Source organism: Aquabacterium sp. (assembly GCF_036273115.1).
Classification (GTDB): domain Bacteria; phylum Pseudomonadota; class Gammaproteobacteria; order Burkholderiales; family Burkholderiaceae_C; genus Aquabacterium.
The window spans coordinates 22,951-36,153 of the sequence record NZ_DASUIN010000033.1; the positions used below are offsets into that span (position 1 = coordinate 22,951).

Sequence of the window (13,203 nt, forward strand, 5' to 3'; positions counted from 1 at the left end):
TCGCCCCCAACATGAGGCGGTTTGCCCCGCATTCGGGGGGCGGTGCCTTACAAAGTTTTTCGAAAGGCGGAAGGAGTCATGCCCGCCCAGCGTCGAAAGGCATGAATGAAGGCCGCTGCTTCGGCGTAGCCCAACTGCTGTGCAACGTCCTCAATGGGCAGCGAGGTGTGGCGCAACAGGTGCTGCGCTTTCTGGTGGCGGGCCTGGGCCAGCAAGTCGCGGTAACTGCTGCCTTCTTCGCTCAATGTGCGGCGAAAACTGCGTTCTGACATGCCAAAGGCCTGGGCCACGTCATTCACGCTGGGGGTGTGCTCCTGAAACAGGTTCAGGTGGCTGAGCACCTGGTCGCTCAGACGACTGTCGGCCTGCTGTTGCGCAATCAGCTGCTGGTCGCACAACTGTCGGTACATGGCGTGGGCCGTGGGGTCAGCTGTGGGCAGGCGCAGTTGCAGCACTTCATTGCGCAGCCAGAAGCGGCCCTGCGTTTCGCCGAACCGCACGGGGCAGCCGAAATAGGCCTCGTAGGCGGCGGCCTGTTCCGGGCGGGCGTAAGGCATGTCGATGCGCTCGGGTCGCATGTCCAGTCCCATCGCGGCCTGCATGTCGCGCAGCATCTTGAAGGTGCCGGAAATTTCACCGTCGACCCGAAAGCGGAAGGCCTTGGCGGGCATGGGCATGGGGGTCAGCGTCAGGGCGCTGAGTTCGGGGCCGTGTTCCAGTTGCAGTTTCCCGTACAGGTAGGTGAGGTCCTGATAGCGCTGGCCCAACTGGAAGGCCTCCAGGGCGGTCGAACAGGTCATCAGAAGCATGGTCAGGGGGCCGTAACCTGCCAGGCCGTAGAACCCGCCCAGCCTCAGCCCGACCATGGGGTCGCGCAGGTGCTCGGCCATGTCGGTGTAGAACCGCTGCTCCAGCGAACGGCTGATTCGGGTGCCTGGGTCCAGCTTGTCGATGGCCAGCCCATGGCGCGCCAGAACCGGGGCGGGATCTTCGCCCAACTGCTGTAAACCCTGAACCATGTAGATCAGTCCGAGGATGGAACGGGTGCTCATGGTTGAATCAGATCAAGGGTTTGGCCGAAAAAATCAATTTTTGGTCGAATCTAGCATGGTCGCCTGAATCTTGGGCCGGCAACATTCCCCATACCCCTGGAGACAACTCTCTATTCAAACAACAAGGTGTGCGGATGAATCAGGAAACCAAGGCAGGCGCGTCAGCGCCTTCAGCGCCCTCAGTACGCGAAGTGGAAGTGGCCATTGCCGGAGCGGGCTTCGGCGGGCTGTGCATGGCCATCAAGCTGCTGGAGGCCGGCATTCAGGATTTTGTGGTGCTGGAAAAAGCCCACGATGTGGGCGGCACCTGGCGGGACAACACCTACCCCGGTGCGGCGTGCGATGTGCAGTCGCACATGTATTCCTATTCGTTTGCCACCCAGCCTGACTGGACCAAGCGTTACGCACCCTGGTCGGAAATCCAGCAGTACATCCTGAAGGTGACCGAGCAATATGGCTTGCGCCCCTACATCCGGTTCGGTCAGGAGGTGGTCAGTGCCGTCTTCAACGAAGCCAATGGCCGCTGGGTGATCAAGACCGCTTCGGGCGACACCTTGATGGCGCGCCACTGGGTGCTGGCTTCCGGTCCCTTGCATGTGCCGTCTATTCCGAACATCAAGGGCTTGAAAGACTTCCAGGGCAAGGTCATGCACTCCGCCCAGTGGGATCATGATTACGACCTCGCGGGCAAGACGGTGGCGTCGATCGGCACAGGTGGCAGCGCCATTCAGTACGTGCCGGAAATCGCGCCCAAGGTGAAGCAGTTGCATGTGTTCCAGCGCACCGCAGCCTGGGTCATTCCGCGCGATGAGCGTCACTACTCGGCGTTTCGCAAGTGGTTGTTCCGTGCTCTGCCCGTGACGCGCACCCTGCACCGCTGGCGCTGCTACTGGACCAACGAGTCGCGCGTCTGGCCGATCTTCAATCCCAAGCTGGCCAAGGTGGGCGAGTTCTTCCTGAAAAAGTTCATCGCCTGGCAGGTGAAGGACCCGGAACTGGTCAAGAAGCTCACGCCTGACTACACCCTGGGCTGCAAGCGCATCCTGATTTCGAACAAGTGGTTCCCCACCTTCAATCGGGCGAATGTGGAGCTGGTGACCGATGACCTGCGCGAGATCACCGCCGACGGCATCGTCACGAAAGATGGCAAGACCCGCAAGGTGGACTGCATCATCCTTGGCACGGGCTTTGTGACCGACCCGCGTATCTACATGAAGAGCTTCGAGCTCAAGGGCCGCAAGGGCCATAACCTGGCCGAAGACTGGAAAACCAGCCCGACGTCGTATCTGGGCATCACTACCGCCCACTACCCGAACATGTACCAACTGGTGGGGCCGCACACAGGCTTGGGCCATAACTCGATCATTTTCATGATCGAGGCGCAGGTGGACTACATCATCGAATGCCTGAAGACGCTCAAGCGTCAGGGGGCCGATTTCCTCGACGTCAAGCCTGAGGCGCAGGCCCGCTTCCTGGCCGATGTGACCGAGCACTTGAAAGGCACGGTCTGGAGCTCGGGCTGTCGCAGCTGGTACCAGACGGCAGACGGCATCAACTTTGCGATCTGGCCCAAATCAACCTGGCGCTATTGGCTGGAAACCCGCCAGGTGAACGTGTCGGATTACGAGTGGGTGAAATGTCAGTCAAACGCCCGTTCGGCCCCGATGGATCTGAGTGAGGCACTGGGAAGCGCTCAAGTTTGATCCGTCCGTGACGAGAACCCGTGGAGACTTTTCACGCTGACGTCACGGATGTTCCTTGCCCTCTCCACCCTGCTGCGCCGAATGGTGCGCACCCTACCCGGTTGGGGGTGGGTGGTTTGTATGGTCATGGCCGTCGTTGGGGGCATGGTTACCTGGAGCGCCTACAGGCACTCCAGTGATCTGGAGGTCCAGGCGATTGAGAGTGCCCTGAATCGCGAGGTGGACGAAGCAGTGGAGGAATTGCTGGTGCGCATGCAGGCGCACGAGCAACTGCTGCATTCGGCGGCGGCCTTGCTGCAGCGCAACCCGGATCTGGACCAGGAAGGGTGGCGCGAGTTTGCCCAGGCCGTGCGTCTATCTGAAACCTATCCTGGTATTCGGGCGCTGGGGTATGCACAGTGGCAAAACGAGCGGGTGGCCTCGGTCACTCTCATGGTGCCCCTGGACGACGCCACGCGTCCGGCCCTCTCGTACGACTTGATGTCTGAACCGGTTCGTCAGCGTGCGCTGATACAGGCGCGCGACACGGGGCAAGCGGTCATGTCGGCGGGGCTGACTCTCGTGTCCAACGAGGCCTACCAGCATCGGCCTGCCAGTGTGCTGTATGTGCCCGTGTACCGTTTGCGGGTGCCCACTGACACGTTGGAGCAGCGACGGCAGGCCATTCAGGGCTGGGTGTACAGCCCTTATCTGTTCCAGGAGTTCATGGAGGCCGTGGAGCAGCACGTGCCGGATTTGGTTTTCGAGGTGTTCGATGGGCGTGAGGTGCGTGAGGAGGCCTTGCTTCACGCGGTTCGGCGCCCGACGGATCCAGCCTTGCACAAGCCAGCCGTTCAGGTTTTGCGTACCGTGTTGGTGGGGCAGCGTGAGTGGACCCTGCGCTTTCAAAGTCTGCCGCAGTGGGAGGCCGCCAACCTGAGGCGGCCTTCACGTCTGTATCTGGTGCTGGGCGGTCTGGTGACTTGCGCTGGCGTGGTGCTGCTGGGCTTTCTGATCGGACACCGCGCCCATGCTCTGCGGCTGGTTCAGAAGTCGACGCGGGCGCTGGGAGCGAGCGAGGCCAAGTACAAGCAGCTGGTGGAGGCACAAAGCGACCTCATCGCCGTGATTGGACTGGATGGCTCCTTGCGGTACGTGAACCCTGCTGCGGCGCGCTTTCTGGGGCAGCCCGCAGAAGATCTCATCGGGCGTTGTTTCTACGACCTGATCTGGGCCACCGAGGCTGACCTGCTGCGCGAACACGTGGCTTTGCTGCTGGAGCGCCGAGTGGAAGGCCTGACCGAGCATCGCATGCTCGACGGCCGGGGGCGCGAGCATTGGGTGGCCTGGACTTGCACCCTGCAGGAATCGGCCAGCGACGCTGATTTGCAGGTGCACCTGGTGGGCCGCGATATGACCGAGCGGCATTTGCTGGAGTCGCGCCTGAAGGACCGCGAGCAACGCTATCGCGGTCTGTTTGAAAACCTGCAGTCGGGCTTTGCGCTCAATGAGGTGATCCTCAACGATGCCGGCCGGGTCATCGATTTCCGCTTCCTGGCGGTCAATGAGGCATTCGAGCGCATCACCGGCTGGCCCGCCAAGGCCTTGCTGGGTCGAACCATCCGCGATCTGGCGCTGATCGACGCCGAGGAGATGGAGCTGTGGCTCAAGCAGTTCGGGCGTGTGGCCCTGGGCCGGGGCAATGTGCAGTTCGAGCGCCGCTCTCACACCTTTGGCCGCTGGCTGGACATCGTGGTGTACCGGCCTGCCACACTTCAGTTCGCGCTCGTCATGCAGGATGTGACCGAGCGCCATGAGGCCCAGGCCGCCATGCAGGCCCGGGCCGAAGCCGAAGCGGCCAGCCGGGCCAAGACGCAGTTTTTGGCCAATATGAGCCACGAAATTCGCACCCCGCTCAACGCCGTGCTGGGGTGCGCCCAGATCGGCCTGCGCGACCATCCGGATGCGGCCAGCGCCGTGCTGTTCAAACGCATTCGCGACGCCGGCCAGCACTTGCTGGGCGTGGTCAACGACATCCTCGATTTTTCCAAGGTCGAATCAGGCAAGTTCGAAATCGACGCGCGTCCGACACGACTGCGAGCGGTCGTGCATGCTGCTCTGGATATGGTGCGAGACAAAGCCAGCGCCAAGCGGCTGGACCTGGTGTGCGCCCTGGCCGATGCCGTTCCCGAGTGGGTCATGACGGACGCCATGCGGCTGGAGCAGATTCTGGTCAACCTGCTGTCCAATGCGGTCAAGTTCACTCAGCAGGGACACGTCCATTTGCTGGTTGAGGTGGTGGAAGGCCAGCTGCGCCTGGCCGTGTCCGACAGCGGGCTGGGCATGAGCGCCGAGCAGGTCGAGCGCGTGTTCAAACCATTCGAGCAGGCCGACAAGTCCACCACCCGACAGTTCGGGGGCACCGGTCTGGGCTTGAGCATCAGCGCCAATCTCGCGCGTTTGCTGGGGGGCGCTTTGACGGTTCGCAGCCAGCAGGGCATCGGCTCGACCTTCATCCTGACCTTGCCATTGGTGGAAGCCGAGGCCCAGGCCGTGAGCGAGTCGCCTCAGTTGACAGGACAACCTCTGCGCGGGGTGCGCGTGTTGATCGTCGACGATGTCGAAGTGAACCGTCTCATCCTGGAAGACATGCTCGAGCATTGGGGTGCGGAAGTCGCCATGGCCGAAGATGGACTTCAAGCCCTGGACATGGTGCAAGCGCGCGGCGAAGCCGGATTCGATGTGGTGTTGATGGACATTCAGATGCCTGTGATGGATGGCATCACCGCCGCCGAACATCTGCGTCACATTGCACCGAATCTGCCGGTGATGGCCATGACGGCTCACGCATTCAAACAAGAACGCGATCGTTGCCTGGAGGCTGGGATGGTCGATCACATCAGCAAACCGATTGACGAAGCCGTACTGATCCGCACCATTGCAGCGCGTTGCGGTGGGGTCAGTCGCGCTGGCGTGGAAGCTGCTGCTGCGCGCATGCAGCAAGCGCAGGCGGTCCCCGAGTTGCCACCGCCAGGGCAGGATCTGGATCAGCTCGACTGGGATGGTTTGGTCAAGTTGTACGGACGCAAGCCAGGCCTCCTGCAGCGTGCGGTCGAGTCGGTGTTGCAGCACAATCAGACCACGCCTTCGCGTTTGCGTGAGGCAGCGGCCGAACTCGATTGGGACACCTTGGTCTTTGTTGCTCACAGCCTCAAGGGCGTGGCGGGCAACATCCGAGCGGATGCCCTGCGGGCCTGGGCTGCAGAGACTGAGTTGGCCGCACGCCAGCATGCGCCCGATGCGGCTGAGCGGGCTCAGGTTCTGGCCGATGGTCTGGCCAGGATCATGATTGTGCTGGCTGAGCGACTGAAAGAATGGCAATCGGCTTCCTCGGGAAGCCCGGAAAGGTCTGCGGGATGAGTCAAGCTTGTGTCCTCATCGTTGACGATGAGCCGATCAACCTGGTGTTGCTGGAGTCGCTGTTGGAGGACTTCTACCCGGTGCGAGCCGTTGGCTCGGCGCAAGAAGCGCTGGCGCTGGCCGAGGACCCGGAAGCGGGCGTGGCCATGGTGCTGAGTGATGTCCAGATGCCCGGGATGGATGGTCTGGCGCTATGCCGTCGCTTGCGCGCCCAAGCGCACACCGCTGATCTGCCGGTGCTGCTGATCAGCGGCTTTGCATCGGAAGCCGATGAACTGGCTGGACTGCAGGCCGGGGCCAGTGACCTCGTCAGCAAACCCTATTGCCCTGATTTGTTGCTGGCCCGCGTGCGGACCCATTGGCGCTTACGCGAGCTGGAACGTCAAGCTCAGCCCGCCTGAGGTGCTCAGACCTCGCCCTTGAGTTTCGAGATCACCTGCTCCAGGCGGTTTTCGATGCGGTCGCCCTCATCGAAAATGGCCATGGTCTGCTTGATCGAGTGGTGCACCGTGTTGAGCAGCGCGTCTTCCTGAGACTGGGTCAGTCCCAGTGAAATCAGCAAGGCGTCGATTTCGGTCACCATGTCGCGCAGCACCATGCCGATTTTTTCGCGGTGTACACGTTGTTCGGCGTTGAGGTCGAGCAAGGCGTCGCGCGTCAGGTCGACGAGGCGTTGATGTTGGTCGGCACTCAGCGCCTTCGTCTCGGCGTCGATGGCCTTGATGCGGGCTGCGGCGGCTTCGGCCAGCATCGCAATGTTGTCGCGGGCTCGGCCATGGCGCTCGGCTTCCTCGCGGTTGGGGTGCAGGGAGTGGTTTTCGGGCAGCAGGTTGCGCACCAGCACCATCACGTTGCCATAGTTGAATACGGTGTTGGTACCCAGGTTTTGCAAGCCCAAGGTGCTGCCACTCTTTTGCACGTGGTTCAAGATCGAATCTTCCAGTGCGCTGCATTGCATCGCGCCGGTGGTGCTGACCACGCCATTGTGTCCGATCAGGCGCAAGCAGCCCTCGAACTCGAAGCGCGTCAGCGCCTGGAAGAATGCGTCCGCGACCCCTTGATAGCTGTCTGCCAGATTGGCCTGCTTCATGAAGTCCAGCACCACACCGACCTCACCATACATATTGGCCGAGGCCATGGCCGCGTCCATCACGTCGTTGACTTGGCCGCTGAGTTCCTTCTGGCGTAGGGCCTGGCTCAGCACCACCCCGATCTTGGCTTTCAGTTCATCGGGCTGGTAGGGTTTGATCAGGTAGTCGTCGCCGCCGGCTTCGTATCCCTTCAGCCGCTCTTCGATGGAGGAGCGGGCCGACAGGAAAATGACCGGAATCTCCGCAGTGGCGGGGTCTTCTTTCAGATAGTGGCAGGTCTCGTAGCCATTCGGGCTCGGCATGTCCACATCCAGCAGCACCAGATCAATTTTTTGCTCATTGGCAATTTGCAGGCACTCTTGTCCACCTGGCGCCACCGATACATCGAAATCGTCCGACAGCACGGCATCGAGCATCTCCCGCATGATGGGGTCATCGTCGGTGATCAGGATGTGAGGACGTTCGCTCATGATGGATCCCTTGAGTTTGGAATGCAGACCAGTTCGGCCTCGATTGGCTGGCCGAGCTTGCACTGTCGCTGAATTTGGGCCCGCATAAACAGGGGAAATTCACGATGAAAAACGCCGTGTTATCCGGTTTGGCGCCTTTGCGCCATGCTTTTTCCCAGTTCGACCAACAATTCCGGACGTAGGCGCTTGGCGTGTGGATACACCAAGGTCTCTTCGTCGAGTGCATGTTGCGGGTAGCGCTGGGCGAAGGCCGTCAGCTCAACAGGCGGTAGGCTGGCCTGCCCCTCGTGAACCTGCTGCAGCCACACGCGAACGGCTTGCCACAACCGGCCGAGCTCGGTGTGCTCGGCCGTCAGCCGGCTGATGGCTTGAGTCAGTTCAGCGTCATCCAGCGCGAGCAGGGCCGGGTAGAGATCATCGTCTTCGTCGGCGTGATGCAGCGGCGCGGCCACATCAAAGTAGCGCAGCACCGACTGCGCCGCATCGCGCGCCTGACGGTCGGCGCCGTGTTCGCTCAGGTGTTGGGCCAGACGCACGGTCAGGCCAGCGAAATGCCGAACCTTGCCGTGGCAGGCCTGAAGCATTTCCAGCGGGTCGTCGAACGATGGAGGGGGGCTGTGAAGGAGGGCCATGTGGAGGTTATACCCCCCGGGGCAAGGGGTGCCAATAGTTCCACCGAAGGATAGGCAATCCAGATGGCGGCCCCTAAATTGGGCCAACTGCCGAAATCGTGTTGTTGCCATGCCTGCCCTCATAGATCCGTTCCAGCGCCGCATCGACTACTTGCGGGTCTCGGTGACCGATCGCTGCGACCTGCGCTGTACCTATTGCCTGCCCAAAGGCTTCAAAGGGTTCGAAGAGCCTGCGCATTGGCTCACCCACGATGAAATGACCCGACTGGTCGGTCTGTTCGTGTCCTTGGGCGTCAGCAAGGTGCGCCTGACCGGGGGCGAGCCCCTGCTGCGTCGCGGCATCACCACCCTGGCGTCAAAGCTGTCGGCTCTGCCGAGGCTGAAAGATCTGTCGCTGTCGAGCAATGGCACGCAATTGGCGCGCCACGCGAGCGACCTGCGTGCCGCTGGCGTGCACCGACTCAACATCAGCCTCGACTCGCTCGACGCCTCCTGCTTTGCCCGCATCACGGGGCGCGATTGCCTGGGTGATGTGCTGGATGGCTTGCGCGCCGCCAAGGAGGCCGGTTTCGATCCCATCAAGCTCAACATGGTGGTGCAGGCCGATGTGAATGTCGACGAAGTCGAACGCATGGTGGCCTTTGCGCTCCAGCAGGGCTTTGTGCTGCGCCTGATCGAGCCCATGCCCGTGGGTGACACGGGGCGGGCCACGCAAGGGGTGAACCTGACGCAGTTGGGCGAGTCGCTGGCCGAGCGTCATGGCCTGATTCCCCAGGTTCTGGGGCAAGGTGCAGGGCCTGCCCGATATTGGCGAGCCCCCCACGGCAGCATGAGTTTGGGGGTCATCACCCCCATGTCGCAGCACTTCTGTGCCAGCTGCAACCGCGTGCGTCTGGGTGTCGACGGCACCCTCTATCTCTGTCTGGGTCAAAATGACCGGGTGGAGCTCGGTCGCCTGATGCGAGCTGGGGCCAGCGATGCCGATCTGATTGACGCCATCCAGGCGGGCATTGCCGCCAAACCCGAGCGACACGAATTCAACGAACGCCCGGAGAGGGTGGTTCGGTTCATGTCACAAACCGGGGGATGAGATGAGGGAGCAGGATCGATCGAAGGGCTTGGGTCTGGCATCGAAGCTCCTGGCGATCGGTTCGGTTTTCCTGCTGCTCGCCTTGGCCTCGATTGGCCTCACGCTGTGGGTGACATGGCAGCTCGAAGGCGGCGCCGCGGCGGTGAACGAAGCAGGCCGCATGCGCATGCGCAGCTACCAGTTGGCGCTGATGCTGTCGCAGCAGGATCTGCATGCCCAGCGCATTGCCTTGCCCGATTTGCAGACGCGCCTGACCGCGTTCGACGAAACGCTGGAGCTGCTGCGGACGGGCGATCCGGCTCGGCCTCTATTCGTGCCTTGGGACCATGACACGCGCGAGCGCATTCAGGCCATTGGCAGCGACTGGAAAGAGCTGCGCCAGGAGGTGCTTCAGGTGGCCCAGGGTGAGCCGGTGCCGCCTGACTTCATTCCACGAGTTGACCGTTTTGTGGCTCGCATCGATGCCTTCGTGTCGGCCATCGAGCGCCATTTGTCGCGCTGGACGGCCATGCTGCACACCTTCCAGTTGGCCATGATGGCGTTGGCCGTGCTCAGTGCCTTGGCCTTGCTGTATGTCGGGCATGTGGTGGTGCTCGAGCCGGTGGCCCGCTTGCAGGCGGGCCTCAAGCGGATTCAGGAAGGGGCCTTTGACACCCGCGTGCACATCAGCTCGTCCGACGAGATTGGCGCGCTGGCGCAAGGCTTCAATGCCATGGCCGAGAACCTGCAATCGCTGTATGCCAGCCTGGAAGACAAGGTGCGCGAAAAGACCGCAGGCCTGGAGTTGCGCCAGCAGCGCCTCAGCGCCTTGTACGACGTCGCGGCGTTTGTGGCGCGAGCCGATAACCTTGAGGAGCTATCGCAGGGGGTTGCACGCCAGATGCGGCGCATTGCGCATGCCGATGCGGTGGCCATTCGCTGGTCAGACGAAGCCAACGAACGCTATGTGCTGCTGGCCAGCGACTGCCTTCCGCAGATCATGGCCGAGGAAGAGCATTGCCTGCATGCCGGCGATTGCCATTGCGGTCCGGTGGTGGCTGGACAGCGGCCTGGGAAGCTGCGTGTCATCCCCATCATCGACGAGAACCTGGTCAACCCGGCCACAGGCCGAAAAGGTTATGACCACTGCGTGAGGGCTGGCTACGCCACCCTGGTGTCTGTTCCCTTGGGTTTGCATCAACGGGTCTTGGGTGAGGTGGATCTGTTCTACCGTGGCGAGCCGGTGCTGTCCGAGGAAGAGCGAGGCCTGTTCGAGTCGTTGGCCAGCCACTTGGCCGGGGCCATGGAAAGCTTGCGCGCTGCGGCACTCGACCGTGAGGCCGCCGTTGCCAATGAGCGGCAGATGCTGGCGCAGGAACTACACGATTCGATTGCCCAGTCGCTGGCCTTCCTGAAAATTCAGATGCAATTGCTGCGCGATGCGATGAACCAGCAGGATCTGGCGGCCGTGCAGACCAGTTTGAATGAGCTCGACACGGGCATCCAGGAAAGCTACAGCGATGTGCGCGAGTTGCTGCTGCATTTCCGCGTGCGGACCGATGCGGAAGACCTTGAACCAGCTCTCCGTGAAACGCTTTCCAAATTCGAACATCAGACTGGGCAAAAGGGGCATTTGAGCATCACCGGGCAAGGCCTGCCCCTGCCGGCCGATGTCCAGATTCAGGTCCTGCACATCGTGCAGGAAGCCTTGTCGAATGTGCGCAAGCACGCGCAAGCCAGCGAGGTGTGGGTGTCGGTCCAGACGGCACCGACCTGGCGTGTGTCGGTGCGAGACAATGGCCATGGCTTTGATGCGCAATCAGGCCCCCCAGATGACACCCATGTGGGCATGCGCATCATGCGCGAGCGAGCGGCTCGAATTGGGGCCACGGTACACGTGTCGTCCAGCCCGCAGGGCACCGAGGTGGAGTTGCGGCTGCCGGCCACCTCCAGTGTGACGACCATGAATGGATGAATGCATGAACGCAACAACGACTTCGAACCTGCCCGTGCGCGTGATGGTGGTCGATGACCACACCCTGTTTCGTCGGGGGCTGATTGCCCTGCTGTCGCGCGATCGGCGCATTTCGGTGGTCGCCGATGTGGCCGACGCCGGCGAAGCCCTGCGCCATGCGCGCACAGTGCAGCCCGATGTGATGTTGCTCGACAACCATCTCCCCGGTGTGCACGGCATCGATGCCTTGCCCCAGTTGCTGGAAGCGTGCCCGACCATGAAGGTGGTCATGCTGACCGTCAGTGAAGATGCCAACGACCTGGCCAATGCTTTGGCGCGGGGCGCCGCTGGCTATTTGCTCAAGACCATCGAAGGGGAGGCCTTGGCCGAAGCCGTGATGCGGGTGCTGACAGGCGAGTCGGTGGTGTCACCCGAGATGACCAGCAAGCTGATTGCGGCCTATCGCAATGCGGTGACGCAGCCCAGTGCCGAAGAAGGCGCGGCGGCGCCGCAGCCCGAGCCCGTTGAACCCGAGCCCGAGGTGCAAGGCGATGCCGCCTTGTCGCGGCTGTCGCCGCGCGAGCACGACATCTTGCGCGAAATCGCGCGAGGGGCCAGCAACAAGGAAATCGCGCGCACGCTCAGCATTGCCGAGACCACGGTCAAGATTCATGTGCAGCACATCTTGCGCAAGCTGAATCTGACCTCGCGCGTCCAGGCGGCGGTCTACGCCACCACCCGCGGGGCTTGATCAGCCGCCCATTGGGCGCAGGCGCACGGCATGCCCGTTGCGGTTGAACGGGATCAGATTGTCGATGCGGCCATCTTTGATGGCCTGCACCATGCCCTCCAGAGGGGCTTGTGCTTGCTCGGTGGTGGGCGCTTCACTGCCCTGACCCGACATGCCGGCCACAAACAGCAAGGCCCAGGGCTGCCCAAACTGAGCCGCCTCGGCCGACAGCGAGGCAAAGTCGCTGATTTCCTCAGGGGTCTTGTCCACGCACATCAGCGGGGTCAGTTCACCGGCCTCGCCGGCTTCGCATCGGGCGCGCTCGGCGGCGCTGGCGTGCGAAGGGGCTTGGGCGCCCACAAACACCATCAACAGGCGTTGCGCGTCGGCTTGCTGGCGCGCGGCCTGCAGCAGCTCATCGAAGTTTGAAATGTTCATGTGGCCAGTTTAGGCAAGCCCACACAGATTGACCATAGCTCGTTTGGCGTACTTGATCCAGGCTAAGGCGTGGCAGGCCCCCCGCCCGATACCCTCCACAGGGTAATCTGGCTGGAGTTCATCATGTCGCGAAGCACCGAACATCTCACCCTGGTGTATGCCTGTTCCGGGTGCTCCAGCGCAGCGCAACTGGCCAATCACCTGGCGGTGCGACTCGATCGCACCGGTGCAGCCGAGATGTCGTGCATCGCGGGGGTGGGCGGGCAGGTCAAACCATTGGTGCGCAAACTGCTCGATTCGGTCGAGCGCGGCCGGCCGGTGCTGGCCATCGATGGCTGTCATCTCTCTTGTGTGGCCAGCTGCCTGGCTCAGCATGGGGTACAGGCTACGAAACACATTCAGCTCGCAGCCCATGGCGTGCGCAAGGCCTATCACCAGGACTATTGTGAAGAGCAGGCTCAGGCCTTGTTGACTGACTTGACCTTGCATGTTGAACACATGAACGAGCAGTACGCCCAACAGCTGGTCAACCCGACGGTTTGATCCGAATGCCCCCACTGAATCACTCGGTGGGGTTTCGCTGGCGACAGCGAGGCTTCGGCGGCGACAGCTAGGGGTTTTCCGAAACGCATCCCTGGCTCAGTTCAAGGTTGCACGCCAGTGCG

The 13,203-nt window shown here is 62.2% G+C and carries 11 protein-coding genes; 7 read left to right on the top strand and 4 right to left on the bottom strand.

Going from position 1 to position 13,203, the window contains the following annotated elements:
* Positions 1 to 47 precede the first annotated feature (47 nt).
* Positions 48 to 1,052 carry an AraC family transcriptional regulator gene (locus VFW72_RS15310; RefSeq protein ID WP_329675154.1) on the bottom strand — a complete coding sequence of 335 codons (1,005 nt, stop codon included), beginning with the start codon at positions 1,050 to 1,052 and terminating at the stop codon, positions 48 to 50.
* Positions 1,053 to 1,186: 134 nt separating this feature from the next.
* Here VFW72_RS15310 and VFW72_RS15315 point away from each other — a divergent pair, with 134 nt between their 5' ends.
* The 3 genes from VFW72_RS15315 to VFW72_RS15325 are packed head-to-tail and all read left to right on the top strand — an operon-like array spanning position 1,187 to position 6,555.
* A complete protein-coding gene (locus tag VFW72_RS15315; protein WP_329675155.1) occupies positions 1,187 to 2,755 on the top strand; it encodes an NAD(P)/FAD-dependent oxidoreductase in 1,569 nt (522 codons plus the stop codon).
* Positions 2,756 to 2,803: 48 nt separating this feature from the next.
* Positions 2,804 to 6,154 carry a CHASE domain-containing protein gene (locus VFW72_RS15320; RefSeq protein WP_329675156.1) on the top strand — a complete coding sequence of 1,117 codons (3,351 nt, stop codon included), beginning with the start codon at positions 2,804 to 2,806 and terminating at the stop codon, positions 6,152 to 6,154.
* Positions 6,151 to 6,555 (top strand): response regulator, encoded by a 405-nt coding sequence (locus VFW72_RS15325; protein ID WP_329675157.1) that lies wholly within the window; start codon positions 6,151 to 6,153, stop codon positions 6,553 to 6,555. The genes VFW72_RS15320 and VFW72_RS15325 overlap by 4 nt, the downstream gene beginning before the upstream one ends.
* A gap of 5 nt (positions 6,556 to 6,560) precedes the next feature.
* Here VFW72_RS15325 and VFW72_RS15330 read toward each other — a convergent pair whose 3' ends face one another.
* Positions 6,561 to 7,715: a response regulator gene (locus tag VFW72_RS15330; RefSeq protein ID WP_329675158.1), complete on the bottom strand. Its 1,155-nt coding sequence runs from the start codon at positions 7,713 to 7,715 to the stop codon at positions 6,561 to 6,563.
* A gap of 119 nt (positions 7,716 to 7,834) precedes the next feature.
* A complete protein-coding gene (locus VFW72_RS15335) occupies positions 7,835 to 8,347 on the bottom strand; it encodes a hemerythrin domain-containing protein (RefSeq protein ID WP_329675159.1) in 513 nt (170 codons plus the stop codon).
* A gap of 109 nt (positions 8,348 to 8,456) precedes the next feature.
* Here VFW72_RS15335 and moaA point away from each other — a divergent pair, with 109 nt between their 5' ends.
* The 3 genes from moaA to VFW72_RS15350 are packed head-to-tail and all read left to right on the top strand — an operon-like array spanning position 8,457 to position 12,121.
* Positions 8,457 to 9,437 carry a GTP 3',8-cyclase MoaA gene (gene moaA, locus VFW72_RS15340; RefSeq protein WP_329675160.1) on the top strand — a complete coding sequence of 327 codons (981 nt, stop codon included), beginning with the start codon at positions 8,457 to 8,459 and terminating at the stop codon, positions 9,435 to 9,437.
* A 1-nt stretch (position 9,438) separates the two neighbouring features.
* A complete protein-coding gene (locus VFW72_RS15345) occupies positions 9,439 to 11,391 on the top strand; it encodes a type IV pili methyl-accepting chemotaxis transducer N-terminal domain-containing protein (RefSeq protein ID WP_329675161.1) in 1,953 nt (650 codons plus the stop codon).
* A 4-nt stretch (positions 11,392 to 11,395) separates the two neighbouring features.
* The gene (locus VFW72_RS15350) at positions 11,396 to 12,121 is read left to right on the top strand and encodes a response regulator (RefSeq protein WP_329675162.1); all 726 of its coding nucleotides are present in this window, start codon (positions 11,396 to 11,398) and stop codon (positions 12,119 to 12,121) included.
* On the opposite strand, the gene VFW72_RS15355 is transcribed toward VFW72_RS15350, so the two are convergent.
* Positions 12,122 to 12,538, bottom strand: a complete 417-nt coding sequence (locus VFW72_RS15355; RefSeq protein WP_329675163.1) for a ribonucleotide reductase subunit alpha — start codon at positions 12,536 to 12,538, stop codon at positions 12,122 to 12,124.
* A gap of 123 nt (positions 12,539 to 12,661) precedes the next feature.
* Between VFW72_RS15355 and VFW72_RS15360 the strand changes: the two genes are divergently transcribed.
* Positions 12,662 to 13,081, top strand: a complete 420-nt coding sequence (locus VFW72_RS15360) for a putative zinc-binding protein (RefSeq protein ID WP_329675164.1) — start codon at positions 12,662 to 12,664, stop codon at positions 13,079 to 13,081.
* The last annotated feature ends 122 nt before the right edge of the window (positions 13,082 to 13,203 follow it).

Excerpts from the sequence above, each read along its gene's own strand:
- VFW72_RS15315 (WP_329675155.1), top strand. The coding sequence starts at position 1,187 with ATGAATCAGGAAACCAAGGCAGGCGCGTCAGCGCCTTCAGCGCCCTCA.
- VFW72_RS15320 (WP_329675156.1), top strand. The coding sequence starts at position 2,804 with ATGTTCCTTGCCCTCTCCACCCTGCTGCGCCGAATGGTGCGCACCCTA.
- VFW72_RS15335 (WP_329675159.1), bottom strand. The coding sequence starts at position 8,347 with ATGGCCCTCCTTCACAGCCCCCCTCCATCGTTCGACGACCCGCTGGAA.
- VFW72_RS15345 (WP_329675161.1), top strand. The coding sequence starts at position 9,439 with ATGAGGGAGCAGGATCGATCGAAGGGCTTGGGTCTGGCATCGAAGCTC.
- moaA (WP_329675160.1), top strand. The coding sequence starts at position 8,457 with ATGCCTGCCCTCATAGATCCGTTCCAGCGCCGCATCGACTACTTGCGG.
- VFW72_RS15310 (WP_329675154.1), bottom strand. The coding sequence starts at position 1,052 with ATGAGCACCCGTTCCATCCTCGGACTGATCTACATGGTTCAGGGTTTA.
- VFW72_RS15325 (WP_329675157.1), top strand. The coding sequence starts at position 6,151 with ATGAGTCAAGCTTGTGTCCTCATCGTTGACGATGAGCCGATCAACCTG.
- VFW72_RS15355 (WP_329675163.1), bottom strand. The coding sequence starts at position 12,538 with ATGAACATTTCAAACTTCGATGAGCTGCTGCAGGCCGCGCGCCAGCAA.
- VFW72_RS15330 (WP_329675158.1), bottom strand. The coding sequence starts at position 7,715 with ATGAGCGAACGTCCTCACATCCTGATCACCGACGATGACCCCATCATG.
- VFW72_RS15350 (WP_329675162.1), top strand. The coding sequence starts at position 11,396 with ATGAACGCAACAACGACTTCGAACCTGCCCGTGCGCGTGATGGTGGTC.
- VFW72_RS15360 (WP_329675164.1), top strand. The coding sequence starts at position 12,662 with ATGTCGCGAAGCACCGAACATCTCACCCTGGTGTATGCCTGTTCCGGG.